This window comes from Prosthecobacter sp. (assembly GCF_044378005.1).
GTDB lineage: Bacteria > Verrucomicrobiota > Verrucomicrobiia > Verrucomicrobiales > Verrucomicrobiaceae > Prosthecobacter.
This window is the reverse complement of the sequence record NZ_JBILYB010000069.1, coordinates 16,211-30,608: the sequence shown is the minus strand read 5'-3', so window position 1 is coordinate 30,608 and position 14,398 is coordinate 16,211. Positions and strand designations below refer to the sequence as shown.

General features: G+C 60.4%; 13 protein-coding genes. 7 read left to right on the top strand and 6 right to left on the bottom strand.

The annotated features are described in order from the left end of the window. On the bottom strand, positions 1-1,246 hold a 1,246-nt coding region (locus AC6FTP_RS14385; protein WP_497207612.1), incomplete at its 3' end, for a CHASE2 domain-containing protein. 134 nt (positions 1,247-1,380) lie between these two features. Between AC6FTP_RS14385 and AC6FTP_RS14380 the strand changes: the two genes are divergently transcribed. Further along, the gene (locus AC6FTP_RS14380) at positions 1,381-2,475 is read left to right on the top strand and encodes an FHA domain-containing protein (RefSeq protein WP_497207611.1); all 1,095 of its coding nucleotides are present in this window, start codon (positions 1,381-1,383) and stop codon (positions 2,473-2,475) included. A 214-nt stretch (positions 2,476-2,689) separates the two neighbouring features. On the opposite strand, the gene AC6FTP_RS14375 is transcribed toward AC6FTP_RS14380, so the two are convergent. Continuing rightward, positions 2,690-3,328, bottom strand: coding sequence for a F0F1 ATP synthase subunit B family protein (locus tag AC6FTP_RS14375; RefSeq protein ID WP_497207610.1), 639 nt, complete (start codon positions 3,326-3,328; stop codon positions 2,690-2,692). A gap of 183 nt (positions 3,329-3,511) precedes the next feature. Here AC6FTP_RS14375 and eno point away from each other — a divergent pair, with 183 nt between their 5' ends. The 4 genes from eno (at position 3,512) to AC6FTP_RS14355 (ending at position 9,472) form a co-directional block, all read left to right on the top strand. Continuing rightward, complete coding sequence (gene eno / locus AC6FTP_RS14370; RefSeq protein ID WP_497207609.1) at positions 3,512-4,798, top strand: phosphopyruvate hydratase; 1,287 nt, start codon at positions 3,512-3,514, stop codon at positions 4,796-4,798. A gap of 31 nt (positions 4,799-4,829) precedes the next feature. Next, entirely contained in the window at positions 4,830-5,162 is a 333-nt protein-coding gene (locus tag AC6FTP_RS14365; RefSeq protein ID WP_497207608.1) for an FtsB family cell division protein, read from the top strand. A gap of 198 nt (positions 5,163-5,360) precedes the next feature. Beyond that, positions 5,361-6,041, top strand: coding sequence for a hypothetical protein (locus AC6FTP_RS14360; RefSeq protein ID WP_497207607.1), 681 nt, complete (start codon positions 5,361-5,363; stop codon positions 6,039-6,041). An 8-nt stretch (positions 6,042-6,049) separates the two neighbouring features. Further along, positions 6,050-9,472, top strand: coding sequence for an acyl-[ACP]--phospholipid O-acyltransferase (locus tag AC6FTP_RS14355; RefSeq protein WP_497207606.1), 3,423 nt, complete (start codon positions 6,050-6,052; stop codon positions 9,470-9,472). A gap of 1 nt (position 9,473) precedes the next feature. Here AC6FTP_RS14355 and AC6FTP_RS14350 read toward each other — a convergent pair whose 3' ends face one another. After that, on the bottom strand, positions 9,474-10,346 hold the full coding sequence (locus tag AC6FTP_RS14350; RefSeq protein WP_497207605.1) for a LysR family transcriptional regulator: 873 nt from the start codon (positions 10,344-10,346) through the stop codon (positions 9,474-9,476). Positions 10,347-10,463: 117 nt separating this feature from the next. On the opposite strand from AC6FTP_RS14350, the gene folP reads away from it, so the two are divergent. Continuing rightward, the gene (gene folP / locus AC6FTP_RS14345; protein ID WP_497207604.1) at positions 10,464-11,303 is read left to right on the top strand and encodes a dihydropteroate synthase; all 840 of its coding nucleotides are present in this window, start codon (positions 10,464-10,466) and stop codon (positions 11,301-11,303) included. Here the strand turns inward: folP and AC6FTP_RS14340 are convergent, their stop codons facing one another. Genes AC6FTP_RS14340 through AC6FTP_RS14330 form a run of 3 tightly spaced genes read right to left on the bottom strand, consistent with a single transcriptional unit; the run spans position 11,304 to position 13,730 of the window. Next, positions 11,304-11,984 carry a YggS family pyridoxal phosphate-dependent enzyme gene (locus AC6FTP_RS14340; RefSeq protein WP_497207603.1) on the bottom strand — a complete coding sequence of 227 codons (681 nt, stop codon included), beginning with the start codon at positions 11,982-11,984 and terminating at the stop codon, positions 11,304-11,306. Between the two features lie 19 nt (positions 11,985-12,003). Then, entirely contained in the window at positions 12,004-12,780 is a 777-nt protein-coding gene (locus AC6FTP_RS14335; RefSeq protein WP_497207602.1) for a transporter substrate-binding domain-containing protein, read from the bottom strand. Between the two features lie 38 nt (positions 12,781-12,818). Then, complete coding sequence (locus AC6FTP_RS14330; protein ID WP_497207601.1) at positions 12,819-13,730, bottom strand: tetratricopeptide repeat protein; 912 nt, start codon at positions 13,728-13,730, stop codon at positions 12,819-12,821. 217 nt (positions 13,731-13,947) lie between these two features. Here AC6FTP_RS14330 and AC6FTP_RS14325 point away from each other — a divergent pair, with 217 nt between their 5' ends. Then, entirely contained in the window at positions 13,948-14,352 is a 405-nt protein-coding gene (locus AC6FTP_RS14325; protein WP_497207600.1) for a type II secretion system protein, read from the top strand. Positions 14,353-14,398: the final 46 nt, after the last annotated feature.

Here is a 14,398-nt window from a genome sequence, read left to right as displayed (position 1 = left end):
CTTCGGAGGGTGCAGGCGTCACTTTTGGGGTGCCACGTCCGATGATCATTCCAAGGATCGCGCCGATGGCGATGAGGGCTGCCGGGATGGTCGGCGGGCACCAGAGGAGTCCTGCCTGGAAGGCTATGAAGCTGATGACCAGCGCGCAGAAGATGAGCCCGATGCCCATCCAGAAGGCGCGCCCGCGCCGAACTCGCAGGACCAGCCAGGCGGCAGCCAGAGCGGCGATGCCCCAGGCGATCCATTGCTGGATTTGGGTGAGCTTTTGCAGCTTGGGAAGGCTCAGCGTTTGGGCGAGCGCCTGGGCGTGCAGATAGGCGCTGCGCGAGCTGGCATTCTCTTCGTGATCGGGGCCGATGACGATGACCTTGCCTTTGCCGAGCGCTTCTTTGTCCGCCGGACTGAGGGCGTCGGCGAGGGTGCCGGTCATGAGATCAAGGGCGTTGATGACCGGGACGCTCGTGGCGGAGTTCACGGCTAGGCTGCCATCGTTTTGCAGAGGGACAAAGGTGCCATCGGCGAGGTAAGCCCCCGCACCAGGACCGAGGCGGAGACGATGCAGGGCATACGGGCTGAGGGTGAGCCGGGAAAAGGTCTGCGCGAGCAGGCTGGGGATGAGGGTATCCTCGGCGAGCAGAGCATAGGGCAGGGACCAGCCTTTGGCACTTTGCCTCACGGCGAGCAGCCCCATGTCTCCTGCGGGACGCAGCGCTGGATCGGGGGCGGTAATCAGAGCGCTGAAGGCTGCGGCGGAACTGAGCGGACCGTCCACGCGCTGGAAGCGGGGCAGGACCTCCGCGAGGTCGCCCATGAACGGCGGGATCTTTGGCACCGATTCGGCGGGCTGGATTTCGATGCCCTGGACGACTTGGTCGAAGAGAAGCAGCGCCTCGGCCACGGCGGGAACAAATTCAGGAGAGGGGCGGCCCCAATTTAAAGGGGTGGCGATGACGAGGACGCGGGGCTCATAGGGCTGGAGAGCCTTGAAGAGTGTCTGCCAGTCCAGCGGCGGCGGCGGCCAGGCGGCGTATTCCCCCTTCTGCTCTTCTCGAAGGGCGACGAAAGCGACCTGATCTTCATTTTCAGCACTGGCTGGCTTGCTGAGGCGTTCGCGGGCATTGGCGACGAGGAAATCCAGGAAGAGATCGTCCACATGCTGAAATCTGCCCGCGCGTTGTTCGCCATCCAGGTGCCATGCAACTGGGCCGAGACAGGAAAGGAGGAGGATCAGGCGGAGCCAAGTCATGAGCGTATTGTGACCTGTAGAAGCGCGGGATGCCAGCCTTGAATCACGAGGAGGGTATCTCAAAGGCCGTTTGCTTCCCGTCCCCTCAACGACATGGATACTGGCACGACTCCAGCGCGTACATTCAGAAAATCATGGCCAAACTTACCTTTGCACTCGAAGACGGACAGGAAGTGATCGTTCCCCTCACGGAGCGCCTCACTCTCGGACGTGGCGATGACAATGACGTGGTGGTCAATGACGACAGTCTCGCCCTCCAGCATGCCGAAATCCTCCCCCATGCCAGTGGCAGCTTTGAGCTGCGTGATCTCGGCTCCACCACCGGCACCTTCGTCAATGAGCAGCGAGTCCAGACCTGTCGCCTCATTCAGGGTGACCGCCTCACCTTCGGCACCCTCACCGCCGTCCTCGATCTCGAAGCCCCCGCAGACACACTCCCCAGTCCCTCTGCCAAAGCGGCTCTCACCGCAGAGGCCGTCGAAGCCGTGGAAAAGCAGCTCAGCCGCAGGCTGGCCGACGTTCAGGAGGCTGAGGCCACCCATGAGCAGTGGCTCACCGCCATCGCCGCACTGACCCAGCAGTGCGAAGAAAAAACCACCACTCTCCAGCAGCTCAACGCCGACCTTACCGCCGCACAGGGGAAGCTCACCACCCTCGCCACCCGGCAGCAGGAAGAGACCACCCGGCTCCAGAGGCTCCAGCATGATGCCACCCAGGCCGAAACCCGCCTCGCCGCCCGGAACGAAGAGATCAGCACCGCCGGGCAAACTCTCACCCGCCTGGAGCAGCGTCGTACCCAGCTCGAAGCCAGCCTCCTGCCCCTCGGTGCCACCGTTGAAAAGCTCGCCCAGGAGCAGCGGCAGCATGAAACCAGCCTCGCCCATCTCCGCGCCGACCTCCAGACCACCGAGAGCCAGCTCGTCGAGCGCCGCCGCGCACTCGCCACCGAGACCCGCCTTCTGGAAGAAACCCAGCGCCGCCGCACCGAACTCGAAAAGCAGTGCCAGACTCTCGCCACCCAGCAGCGCATCGAGTCCGCCCCACTTCCCTCAAAGCCCGCCCCGGTCGCCCCGCCGCCCGCCAGCACCCCACCCCCTCCCAACGCGCCCGCCGCCCTGCGCCCCCCGCGCATCGTCGCCATTGATTCCCCCCGCTTTACGGTCATCCCCATGAAGTCCGAGCGTGTCGTCAAACGCACCACCGACGCTCCTACCCGGAAAGGCAGTTGAGCGCCGCTTGGGAGGCAGCCTTCCCCAACCGCCAGGGAAACGCACATGAAGCACGCCCTGCAGTGATTTAGAGAGCGCAGAAAAGGGAAGCATCGGCTGCGGAACACCCAAAGCAGCCGGACCATTTCTCTCCATTCCCAGCGGAGTTCCGGGCGGCATTCACGCGTCGGCTCAAAGCATTCTCAGGGTGAGTACCCCACTTTGGACGGCGGCTTCAGCGCCTGATCGTCACACGGAATGTCCGGCGGGGTGGACAGACTGGCGGGGCTGGATGGCAGACGCTCCATCCAGGTGTGTAAAAGCCGGCACCGTAGTTGTAGCCATACCCATATCCGGCGGGGTAACCGTAGCCGCCGTTCCAATAGGGAGTGTAAGGTCGCTCGTAGCGTCCGTAGTCGCCGCCGGGCTGATGCACGGCTCCGAGGGCGGGCAGCACGGGGATGACGGAGGGACCGAAGTTCTGCTGCTGCTGCACGGTGGCACGGACCTGGGCTTCCTGGCCGAGGCTCTGAATGCGGGCGCGCTCGGCGGCTTCGGCGAGGAGTTTGAAGCGGGCCTCTTCCACCTTGGCGCGGGCGGCTTTGTCGGCCTCGCGTTTGTCGGCGAGTTCCTGCTGGTAGGCGGCGGCCTTGTCGGCGTCGTAGCCGAGACGGCTGCGCCATTCTCTGGAGAGATCGGTGAAGAGTACTTTGGCCGCACCATCGGCATGGCGGAAGGAGACGCCGTCGGGATGGACACGGACGATCTGGCACTGGCGGTAGGTTTTGCCGGTGAGCGTGGTGATTTTCGCGATGGGGGTCGCCTCAGCAAAGGTGATGAGGACGATCCAGAAGAGAAAGGTGAGGGCTTTCATGGCAGGCAAAGACGAGAATGCCACAATGGATGTTCGATTGTCGAGCGCAGACCTGTCCAGATTGCCGGTTGTATCAGGCACGATTCCGGCTATCACCACGGCGCTTGCGGCGCTGCGGGAATGACCTGCGGATGCCTGCTTGCCAAAACCCAATTAGTTAAGCATACTGAAACATATCCCCTCATGGACGACCTTACCATTGTAGAAGTCATCGCACGCGAAGTCCTGGACTCGCGTGGCAACCCAACCGTCGAAGTGGACGTCCTCCTGGACGGCGGAGCCATCGGACGCGCGGCCGTCCCGAGTGGAGCCAGCACTGGCGAACACGAAGCTCTGGAACTGCGCGATGGCGACAAGAAGCGTTACCTCGGCAAAGGCGTGCTGAAAGCCGTCGATGCCGTGAACAACGAGATCGCTGACGCCATCATCGGCAGCAACGCCTCCGACCAAGTGACCATCGACAACGCGATGCTCGAAATCGACGGCACGCCGACGAAGTCCAAGCTCGGCGCGAACGCCATCCTCGGCGCCTCTTTGGCCGTCGCCAAAGCCGCTGCCGCCGCTCTCGGCCAGCCTCTTTACAAATACATCGGCGGCCCTAACGCCAAGGTGCTGCCTGTGCCGATGATGAACATCATCAACGGCGGTGCGCACTCCGATGCACCGATCGATTTCCAAGAGTTCATGATCATGCCGAAGGGCGCTCCGACCTTCTCCGAAGCTCTGCGCTACGGTGCAGAAGTCTTCCACGCGCTGAAGAAGATCCTTCATGATCTCGGCCTGAACACCGCTGTCGGTGACGAAGGTGGCTTTGCCCCGACTCTGAAGAGCGCTCATCACGCGCTGGAAGTCATCGCCCAGGCCATCGAAAAAGCTGGCTACAAGATGGGTGAAGACATCTTCATCGCGCTCGACGTGGCCTCCTCCGAGTTCTACGACAAGGCGAAGAACAAGTACGTCTTCAAGAAGAGCGACAAGTCCGAGCGCACCGCCGCTGAGCTCGTGGCCTACTATGCCGAGCTGAAGAAGGACTTCCCGATCATCTCCATCGAAGACGGCTGTGCCGAAAACGACTGGGACGGATGGGCTGTCATCTCGAAGGAACTCGGTGCCACCACCCAGCTCGTCGGTGACGACCTTTTCGTGACGAACACGAAGTTCCTCCAGAAGGGCATCGACCAGAAAATCGCGAACTCCATCCTCGTGAAGGTGAACCAGATCGGTTCCCTCACCGAGACCTTGGACGCCGTCGATCTCGCCCATCGCCATGGTTACACCGCCGTCATGAGCCATCGCTCCGGTGAGACTGAAGACTACACCATCGCCGATCTCGCCGTTGCCACAAACTGCGGTCAGATCAAGACCGGTTCCCTTTCCCGCAGCGACCGTATCGCCAAGTACAACCAGCTCCTGCGCATCGAGCAGGAACTCGGTGAGAACGCGATCTTCGGCGGCCGCATGAAGGTCTAATTCAACGCACTCCGCACGACGCGGCATCCCCATGAAATACCAGGAGATCCAGAACGAAAACCACACCGCCCCGCAGCCTGTTGACCGCATGTTGGGAGGCTTGGTGAGGCTCGGTAAATTCTGTCTCCTGCTCCTGGTGGTGCCCGTCGTCGTGGAGATTTATAAGAAGCCCCTGGCCGAGCAAAACGCGCAGCGTGACAAGCTCGAAGCCATGAAAGTCCAGCGCGATGAACTCGCTGCCTCGCGAGACAAACTCGTCCGCCAGATGGACTGGATCAAGACCGACACCAGCTACCTCGAAATGCGTGCGCGTGACCACGAGCACATGCACAAAAAGGGCGAGTATGTGATCCGATTCGAGTAGCTTCAGGGGAAGTTCAGGGCCGTTTAGCTTTTTCGGGGAACAACCCATCGCTAGATGACAGATGCCACCCAGTTCATGCCGCAGTAATGCTCCAATTGTTGCTGTGTAAATAATCTGACAGCGTCATTGATCAAACCAATCACGCGGCAAGTTCTATCAATTCGATCATTCGCCTGAAGTGCGAAAAGTAGGCGGCGTATGAGAAACATCTCCCGCTCCCCTGCCGAAGCCTCCACACGGCGAATCCCGTTCTGGCTCAAAGTCACCTACACGGCCTTCCTCGCCGTTTTGATTCCGGTTTACTGGATCAACTATGGCCCCACCAACTTCCTCTATTTCTGCGATGTAGCATTGCTCATCACGCTCTACGCCGTCTGGGCGGAGAGCAGGCAGGCGGCATCCATCGCTGCCGTGGGTATTCTGGTTCCGCAGGCTTTCTGGTGCCTCGACTTTGGGGCGCAGCTTGTCCGCCTGATGACAGGTGCGGAGCACTCGGGCATGACCGCTTACATGTTTGATGAGAGAAAGCCGCTCTTCCTTCGCGGACTCTCGCTCTTCCACGGATGGCTGCCGTTCCTGCTGATCTTTCTGGTGGCCCGTCTGGGTTACGAAGCACGTGCTTTGAAACAGTGGACCGGCATTGCGTGGAGTCTCTGTCTATTCGCCTTCTTTGCCCTGCCGCCTGCTGGCGCAAAGCTGGCTGATCCAAACACGCCAGTGAATGTGAACTACGTCTTCGGTCTCGATGACTCGCAAGCCCAACAATGGATGCCAGCGGGTGTTTATCTTGTGGTCTGGATGCTCGCTCTTTTCACACTCGCCTTCCTGCCAACGCATCTGGTATTGAAGAAGCTCGCCACTCAACGCAGCGCTCGCTGATCTGAATTATGGACACGACCTTTCCCAAGCCTGCTCCAGCCTCACAACGTGGATTCTGGGCACTCATCATCACCCAGTTTCAGGGGGCCTTCAGCGACAACGCCCTCAAGTGGCTGGCGCTCTTCCTCATCGCCGAGATGAACCTCCCCAACGAGGAGCGCGACAAGCTGATCGGCATCGTCGGCGCACTCTTCGCTCTGCCGTTCATACTTTTCTCCATGAGCGGTGGCTATCTGGCAGATCGCTTCAGCAAGCGCACCGTGACCATCGGGGTGAAGGCTTTTGAAATCCTCGTGATGATCATCGCGCTCTTCGGATTGGCGACGAATCACCTCTATGTCACCATCGGCTGCGTCTTCCTGATGGGCGTTCACAGCGCCTTCTTCGGTCCCTCGAAGTATGGTCTGTTGCCGGAGTTGCTGGAGGCCAAAAAACTGTCCTGGGGCAATGGTGTGATCGAGCTGACCACCTTCCTCGCCATTGTCATGGGGACCGTCGCCGGTGGCTGGCTGTGCAAGACCTTCACTGGAAATCAGTCAGGCTCGGGCTTGGTCCTCATCGCGTTTGCTCTGCTCGGACTGATCACCAGCTTTGGCATCACCAAAGTCCCCGCTGCTAATCCGACGAGACACTTCCGCGCCAATTTCGTGGCCGATCTTTGGTCGCAGGTGAAGTCCATCCGCCAAGATCGCGTCCTGTGGCTGGCCGTGCTGGGAAACACCTTCTTCTTCGGCATCGCCGCGCTGATCCAGCTCTTGATCGTCACCTATGCGGCCGATGTGCTGCACCTGACGGATGAGACGAAAAGCAGCTACCTCCAGGCAGCCACGGCCATTGGCATAGGCCTTGGAAGCTTCGTCGCTGGCTATCTGTCAGGCGGCAAAATCGAGTATGGCCTTGTCCCGCTTGGAGCACTTGGCCTGACTCTCTTCTCGGCCTTGCTGGGACGCGAAGGCATGACCTTTCAGGGCGCGGCGATTCATCTCAGTCTGCTCGGCTTTTCCGGCGGCCTCTTCATCGTGCCCATCGCAGCTCTTCTCCAGCATCGTCCAGCACGCGAGCAAATGGGCGGAGTCCTGGCGGCAGCGAACCTGATCTCGTTCATCGGCATCTTCGCAGCCTCAGCTTTGTATTATGTATTCACCGGCATCCTGAAGCTCACGCCACCAACCATCTTCCTGGTGATCGCCGCGATGACACTCGGCAGCACGATCTACGCGGTGATGCTCGTGCCCGACTCGCTGATGCGCTTCCTTTTGTGGATGCTCACCCACACGCTATATCGCGTCCGCGTCGTCGGTCGCGACCACATCCCGGAGAAGGGTGGAGCGCTCTTTGTGTGCAATCACCTGTCGTTCATGGATGCCTGCTTTCTCATCGCATCCAATGATCGGCACATCCGCTTCATCATGTACAAAGGCATCTACGACAAGTGGTGGGTGAAGCCCTTTGCCAAAATGCTGAACACCATCCCGATCACTGCCGAGGCACGTCCGCGTGAGATGATCAAATCGCTACAATCCGCCACGCAGTGGATCAAAGAGGGTCACATCGTCTGCATCTTTGCCGAAGGGCAGATCACACGCATCGGCCAGATGCTGCCCTTCCGCCGTGGCATGAGCCGCATCATGAAAGGCGTGGAGGCACCCATCGTGCCCGTACATCTCGACAACGTCTGGGGCAGCATCTTCAGCTTCGAGAAGGGACGCTTCTACTCGAAGCTGCCACGTCGCCTGCCCTATCCCGTGACTGTGAGTTTCGGTGAACCCATGCCGCCGAGCACGACACCTGAAGCCGTGAGACGTGTCGTGATGGAACTCGGCGCGAATGCCTGGCCGCTGCGGGGCAAGGAAATCAAACCGCTGGGGCGTGCTCTGGTCCGCACCGCACGCCGTCATCCCTTCCGTCTGGCGATGACCGATGCCGCCACGCCGGGCATCAGCTTCTTCACCGCGCTGACCAAAAGTGTGTTTCTCGCGCGGCGGCTGCGCCATGTCTGGCAGGGTGAGGGAAAGGTGGGGCTGCTGCTGCCGCCCTCGGTGGGCGGAGCACTGGTCAATCACGCAGCTCTCTTGCTGAACAAGGTGCCGGTGAATTTGAACTACACTCTGGCACCCGAGGCCATCGCCTCCTGCATGAGTCAGTGCGGCATTCGCAAAGTCGTGACCACCGCCAAGTTTCTGGAAAAGCTCAATCTCGATCTGCCCGTCGAGAAGGTCTTCTTCGATGAGGTGGCTGCGAAACCGACGGGGATGGAAAAGCTCCAGTCCCTCCTGCTTTCCATGCTTTGCCCGGCAGCATGGTTCAGCCGCTTCCTCGGCGGTGACAAGACTCCGCGACCAGATGATCTGGCGACCATCATTTTCTCCAGTGGCAGCACTGGCGATCCAAAGGGCGTGATGCTCACGCACGCCAACATCATTTCCAATGTGGAGCAGATCAATCAGGCGGTCACTTTCCGGCCTGATGACCGACTGCTGGGCATCCTGCCGTTCTTCCATTCCTTCGGCTTCACCGGCACGCTCGCTGCACCGTCATTGCTGGGATTGGGCGTCGCCTTCCACTTCAACCCGACCGACTCCAAAGTCGTGGGCGAGTTGGTCAGCCATCATGCCGTGTCCTTTTTACTGGCCACACCCACCTTCCTCCCGATCTACATGCGTGGATGTCGGCCCGAGCAGTTCGGCAGCGTGCGCTTTGCCATGGTCGGCGCGGAGAAGTTGCAGGAACGCCTGGCCACGGCCTTCGAGCAGCAGTTCGGCATCCGTCCGCTGGAGGCTTATGGCTGCACCGAATGTTCGCCAGCCGTGGCGGTCAACACGATGGACTTCCGCGCCGCAGGCTTCCATCAGGTGGGTTCCAAGCGCGGTTCCATCGGGCATCCTTTGCCAGGCATGGCCGTGCGAATCGTCGATCCTGAAACCGGCGCACTCAAGCAGGCTGGCGAATCCGGCCTGATGCTGCTGAAAGGCCCTAACATCATGAAGGGCTATCTCGGTCGCCCGGAAAAGACGGTGGAGGTGCTGCGCGATGGCTGGTATACCACGGGCGACATAGCCTCCATGGATGAAGACGGCTTTATCTTCATCACCGACCGCCTGAGCCGCTTCAGCAAAATTGGCGGAGAGATGGTGCCACATATCAAAGTCGAAGAACGGCTGCATGAGCTGGCCGGAGTGAGCATCCAGACCTTTGCCGTGACGAGCCTGCCTGATGAAAAGAAAGGCGAGCGACTCGCCGTCATCCACACCCTCACGGAGGAAGTGCTCATCGTTGTGCTCGAAAAGCTGAGCACCACGGATCTGCCAAACCTCTGGAAACCGAAGCGGGATCAATTTCTGCGGGTGAATGCCATTCCCGTTCTCGGCACTGGCAAGACTGATCTGCGTCAGGTGAAGACACTGGCTTCGAGTTTGGCGGAGAACACCTGATTCATCCCAAATTCCTCGCCAGCATCTGCGCTTCATCCAGAAATGCTTCGAGGAGAGGCGACATCCTCCCCGTCCACAAAGCACCGAAGCTCAGCGGCGTGAAGTCAGGCAGATCCAGCGCCCTCACCGTGGCAGGAAATTCCACTCGCGGATGGCGCAGGGCCAGTCCAGCGCCGAAGCCTTCAGCAACATAACGAACGACAAGATCCAGGCTTCCGACCTCAAGACTCGGCAGCCACTCCAACCCGCGCTGGCGCAGGGTGGACTGAAACAAACGTGACAAAACATCATTCGAATCCATGGACACAAGCGGCAGGTCAATGCGGTCCTTTTCAAAGATCTGCGACGCCTTCGTGATCGCGCTTTTGACAGGAACGAGTAGCACCTGCGGCAGACGATGCAGCTCGCGTGACTCGATGTTCACCATCGTCTGATCCATCAGGGTGCTAAGTCCGACATCGATCTTCTGCGCGACGAGCATGGCCTCGATTTCATTTTGGCGACCATGAGTCAGGGTGAAATGGAACCCCTTCACACGCCGCCGCATTCCTTTGAGCAAATCAGGCAGGTAGTCGCGCTGCACCACCTCGGCAGATGCGATGCGCAGGCGATTTTCACCACCGCCACGAAGCCGATTGGAGATCTCCGAAAGCCCGCCAAAGAAGGGCGAAATGAACTCATAGAGCGCCTGCCCTTCGCGGGTCAGTTGAAAAGGACGCCGCTGATACAGCGCGACTCCGAGGACATCCTCAAGCTGGAGAATCTGGGAGCTGATGGCCGGCTGCTGGATGCCATACGGCATGGCCCGTGCCGCTGAGCTGACACCGCCGTGCCGTGCTACGTAGTAGAAGAGTTCGAGGTGATGGACATTCATGCAAAAAATAGCGGAGAGGGATGGATGACGGACTTCAGTGAACCCAATAATCCGGGAAGAAAACAAGCGATGGAGGCTGCTTCTTTACTTTTCAGCGGTTCCGGCTCGAATGGAAGCATGAAACACCTTTGGCGCATCCACGGCACGGACCATGATCTCAACCCGCGAGGGATGATCATGGGGATCGTGAATGTGACGCCGGACTCCTTTTCCGATGGCGGGCGATTCCTCGACTCGGGGCGCGCGGTGGAGCATGCGCTGCGTCTGGTGGAGGAGGGGGCGGGCATCCTGGACATCGGCGGCGAGTCCACGCGGCCGGGAGCTGAGCCGGTGGAGGAGGCAGAGGAGCTGCGCCGTGTGCTGCCAGTGATCCGCGCCGTGCGCTCGGCGACGAAGACGCTGATCTCCATCGACACGATGAAGGCGAACGTGGCTCGTGCGGCGCTGGATGCCGGGGCGGACATCATCAATGATGTCACGGGGCTGCGCGGTGATCCCGCGATGTCCCGCGTGGCGGCGGAGACGGATGCGGGGCTGGTGGTGATGCACATGATCGGCACGCCGCGCACGATGCAGCAGCACCCGGAGTATGCGGATGTGGTGGCGGAGGTGCGCGCCTATTTTGATGAGCGCCTGCGCACGCTGGAAAGCATCGGCATCGCGCGGGAACGCATCGCGCTTGATCCGGGCTTTGGCTTTGGCAAGACGCTGGAGCACAACGTGACTCTGATGCGCGCGCTGCCGCAGCTTTTGGAGATCGGCAGGCCGCTGCTGGTGGGGGTCTCACGCAAAAGCATGATCGGCAAACTGCTGGGTGATGATTCGCTCGATGCGCGTGACTGGCCGACGGTGGCGCTGACGGCCCACATGCGCGAGCTCGGTGCCCGGCTCTTCCGAGTCCACGACGTGAAGCCCAACGTCGAAGCGCTACGCATGGCGGAGGCGATCGTTGGTTGATCAGCGTCCGCCGAAGATCGCCGTGCCCACACGCACGAGGGTGGCACCTTCTTCGATGGCCACTTCGAAGTCATGGCTCATGCCCATGGAAAGCACGGGCAAGGGCGCGCCGCCGAGCTTTTCCAACTCCTCACGAAGGGCGCGCAGATGGGAGAAGTATTTCCGCGAGGTCTCCGGCGTGGAGTCAAAGGGCGGGATGCACATGAGTCCCTGGATGTAGAGGCGGTCGAGGGCGTAAAGCGCCTCCAACTGCTCCCGGATCTGCGCGGGACTGAAGCCGTGCTTGGAGGACTCGGTGGCGACATTGATCTCCAGCAGCACCTTCGGGTGCAGGCCGAGTTCGGCGGCGATGCGGTTGATGTCCTTCGCGATGCTGAGTGAGTCCACGGCCTCAATCATCTCCACCATGGGCAGCACTTTGCGGACTTTGTTGGATTGAAGAGGGCCGATGAGATGCCAGCGCAGCTTTGCGGGCAGCAGCGGCTTTTTCAGCAGCACCTCCTGCACCCGATTTTCGCCGAACAAGAGCTGCCCGGCATCGACCGCTTCCTGAATGAGTTCCGCCGGTTTCGTCTTTGAAACAGCGACGAGTTCCACGGAGTTCAAATCACGTCCTGCCCGCGAACAAGCAGTGCTGATGCGTTCACGGATGCGTTCGAGGTTGGTGGCGATGTCTGACATGGGGGATGGCGGGATGAAATCACTCGAACACAAACGGCAGGCCCTGCGCCTTCATCATGTCGCGTTCCTTGGTGAGGTATTGCTCGGCGAGTTTGGCGAAGGCTCCCTCCTTCTTCATCTGGGCGATGGCTTCATTGACGGTCGTCTCCAGATCCTCGCGGCCTTTTTTGAGGCCGACGGCCCACACTTCCTCGCGCAAGGGAGCGAGGAGGGCGCGGGTGCGGTCGGAGTGCTTGGCGTGGTAGTTCATCACGCTGACTTGATCATACACCCAGGCATCGACGGTGCCGTTCACGACTTCGAGCACGCAGGCGGCGTCCGTGTCGAGCGCGACGAGCTTTGCGCCGGGGACGTGCTCGCGGCACCACTGCTCGCCGGTGGTGGCGATGCGCACGGCGAGCTTTCGGCCCGGTGCTTTGAGATCGTCCACGGACTGCACGGTGGAGTCTTTGGCCGCGAGGATGGCGAGGCCGGTCTTCACGTAAGGCTCGGAGAAGTCGATGGACTTCCGGCGCTGCTCATTGGCGGTGAGGGAGGAGATGATGATGTCGATCTGACCGGTTTGTAGCGCGGGGATGAGGCCGTCGAAGTTGATGTTTCGGAACTCGACGGGCTTGCCCAGCTTCTTGGCGATCTCCTCGCCGATGGCCACGCTCACGCCGCTGATTTTGCCTTTCTCATCCACAAACTCAAAGGGCGGGTAGGTGGCATCCGTGCCAATCACGAGGACGTCACGTTTGGCGCAGCCGAGCAGGAGCAGCGGGGAGAGGAAACAAAGAAGTCGGGAGGCTTTCATGGAGCGCACTCTGATACGCCGCCAACGAAAGGGAAGTCTCATTCCTGGGTGGAAAGGACTTTGGCCCGGCGTTTGCGGAAGGCTTCGGCCCGCCGGTCTTCATTGAGTGCTTCGAGGAGGGCGATGTAGTCAGTGCCCACGGCCTCATAGCTGGCGTTTTTTTCCTGGATGTTGGCTTCGAGGATCCTGAGGGCGCGCTCGAAGTCGAGCAAGGCGCTGACGTTGTCGCCAAGCTCGTGGCGCGCGGTGGCGATGTTGCTGAGGGACTGGGCGACGTCGGGGTGATCAGGGCCGAGGATTTTTTCGCGGATGGCGAGGCCTTCACCAAACATCTTCTTGGCCTCATCGGGGAAGCCGGCGGTGTAGTAGAGGCTGCCGAGATTGTTGTACACGGAGGCCACGGACTCGGAGTTCCTGCCCATGCGCAGTTCGATGGTCTCCAGCGAGCGCAGGTAGTGCTGCTCGGCGAGGGCGAATTTGCCCAGGCCCTTGTAGATCATGGCGAGGTTGTTGCGCAGTTGCGCGGCGGTCAGGTCATCGGGTGGGGAGAGCGCCTCGAAGTCGGCGGCGGCCAGTTCGTACAGGGGCGCGGCATCGGCTTCACGCTCATTGAAGTCGAGCAGCGTGGCGAGCTGCATGCGCAGGCGGGCGCGCTCCACGGAGAGATCCTGACGATCTCCCGCCAGCTCCAGCCCTTCGCGGTAGCAGGCTTCTGCTTCTGAGATCTGGTTCAGTTCACGCTGCACGTCTCCGAGAGTCTGGAGTGCCTGGCAGAGCTTGGCGGCATGTTCGTCCCCCTCGGTGCTGTCATTGCGCGCATCCATCAAAGCAGCCGTGGCGGCCTTCATGGCTTCGTCATGCCTGCCTTCAGCGAGGAGATTCAGCACAGGCTGAGTGGAGGTGGGGCTGGGGGCGCGGTCTGGCACGGTATTCGAGGTGGGGTTGGACAAGTCGCTGAATCTATCAGGGGACATGCCAGTTGGCATCAAGCAAAAACATCAGGATCACTCGGGGTAAAAAGAGGCCCGACACTCAAGGGCCAAGTCTTCATTCTCGGAGATGAGAGGGAAGGGGGCGCAAACGGGCGAACTTTCTCCTTTATCAAAAACCATAATTGCAATAGCTTAGGGCCATTCCCTCTGCTCTCCCTTTCTATCCTCAAGAGAAATGATGCTTTGCTCACATTCACCCCGCCGCTCTGGCTTTTCGCTTTTTGAGATGCTTCTCACCATTGCGATTCTGGGCGTCATTCTGAATGTGATGATCATGTCGGTGGGAGGCATCAACCAAGCCGCGTCCAGCGCAAAAAATCATCGCAACGCGCAGGAAATCGCCAGTTTGGCGGCTGCTGCTGGTGCTGCCGGCGCAGATTTCATCGTGGAGGGTGACGAAGAGGCGACCATCCGAAACCTGGCTTTGGGAGTCAAGCCAGCCAACGGCATCTTCCGGGAGCGCCTGTTCAAGCTGGCCCCCATGGATGCCAAGCATATTCAGGGGGCCATGGAGCACCTAACGCTCAAGGGCGGCCAGATCATTTATGAGCACGACACGCAGGTCCGCTCTCTGCACTAAGGCTGAGAGTGCTGTCTGAGTGGAAGGCGAGCTTCTGGCTTCTGAG

Coding starts and splice junctions, on each gene's coding strand:
- AC6FTP_RS14380 (WP_497207611.1), top strand. CDS start 1,381: ATGGCCAAACTTACCTTTGCACTCGAAGACGGACAGGAAGTGATCGTT.
- AC6FTP_RS14375 (WP_497207610.1), bottom strand. CDS start 3,328: ATGAAAGCCCTCACCTTTCTCTTCTGGATCGTCCTCATCACCTTTGCT.
- eno (WP_497207609.1), top strand. CDS start 3,512: ATGGACGACCTTACCATTGTAGAAGTCATCGCACGCGAAGTCCTGGAC.
- AC6FTP_RS14365 (WP_497207608.1), top strand. CDS start 4,830: ATGAAATACCAGGAGATCCAGAACGAAAACCACACCGCCCCGCAGCCT.
- AC6FTP_RS14360 (WP_497207607.1), top strand. CDS start 5,361: ATGAGAAACATCTCCCGCTCCCCTGCCGAAGCCTCCACACGGCGAATC.
- AC6FTP_RS14355 (WP_497207606.1), top strand. CDS start 6,050: ATGGACACGACCTTTCCCAAGCCTGCTCCAGCCTCACAACGTGGATTC.
- AC6FTP_RS14350 (WP_497207605.1), bottom strand. CDS start 10,346: ATGAATGTCCATCACCTCGAACTCTTCTACTACGTAGCACGGCACGGC.
- folP (WP_497207604.1), top strand. CDS start 10,464: ATGAAACACCTTTGGCGCATCCACGGCACGGACCATGATCTCAACCCG.
- AC6FTP_RS14340 (WP_497207603.1), bottom strand. CDS start 11,984: ATGTCAGACATCGCCACCAACCTCGAACGCATCCGTGAACGCATCAGC.
- AC6FTP_RS14335 (WP_497207602.1), bottom strand. CDS start 12,780: ATGAAAGCCTCCCGACTTCTTTGTTTCCTCTCCCCGCTGCTCCTGCTC.
- AC6FTP_RS14325 (WP_497207600.1), top strand. CDS start 13,948: ATGATGCTTTGCTCACATTCACCCCGCCGCTCTGGCTTTTCGCTTTTT.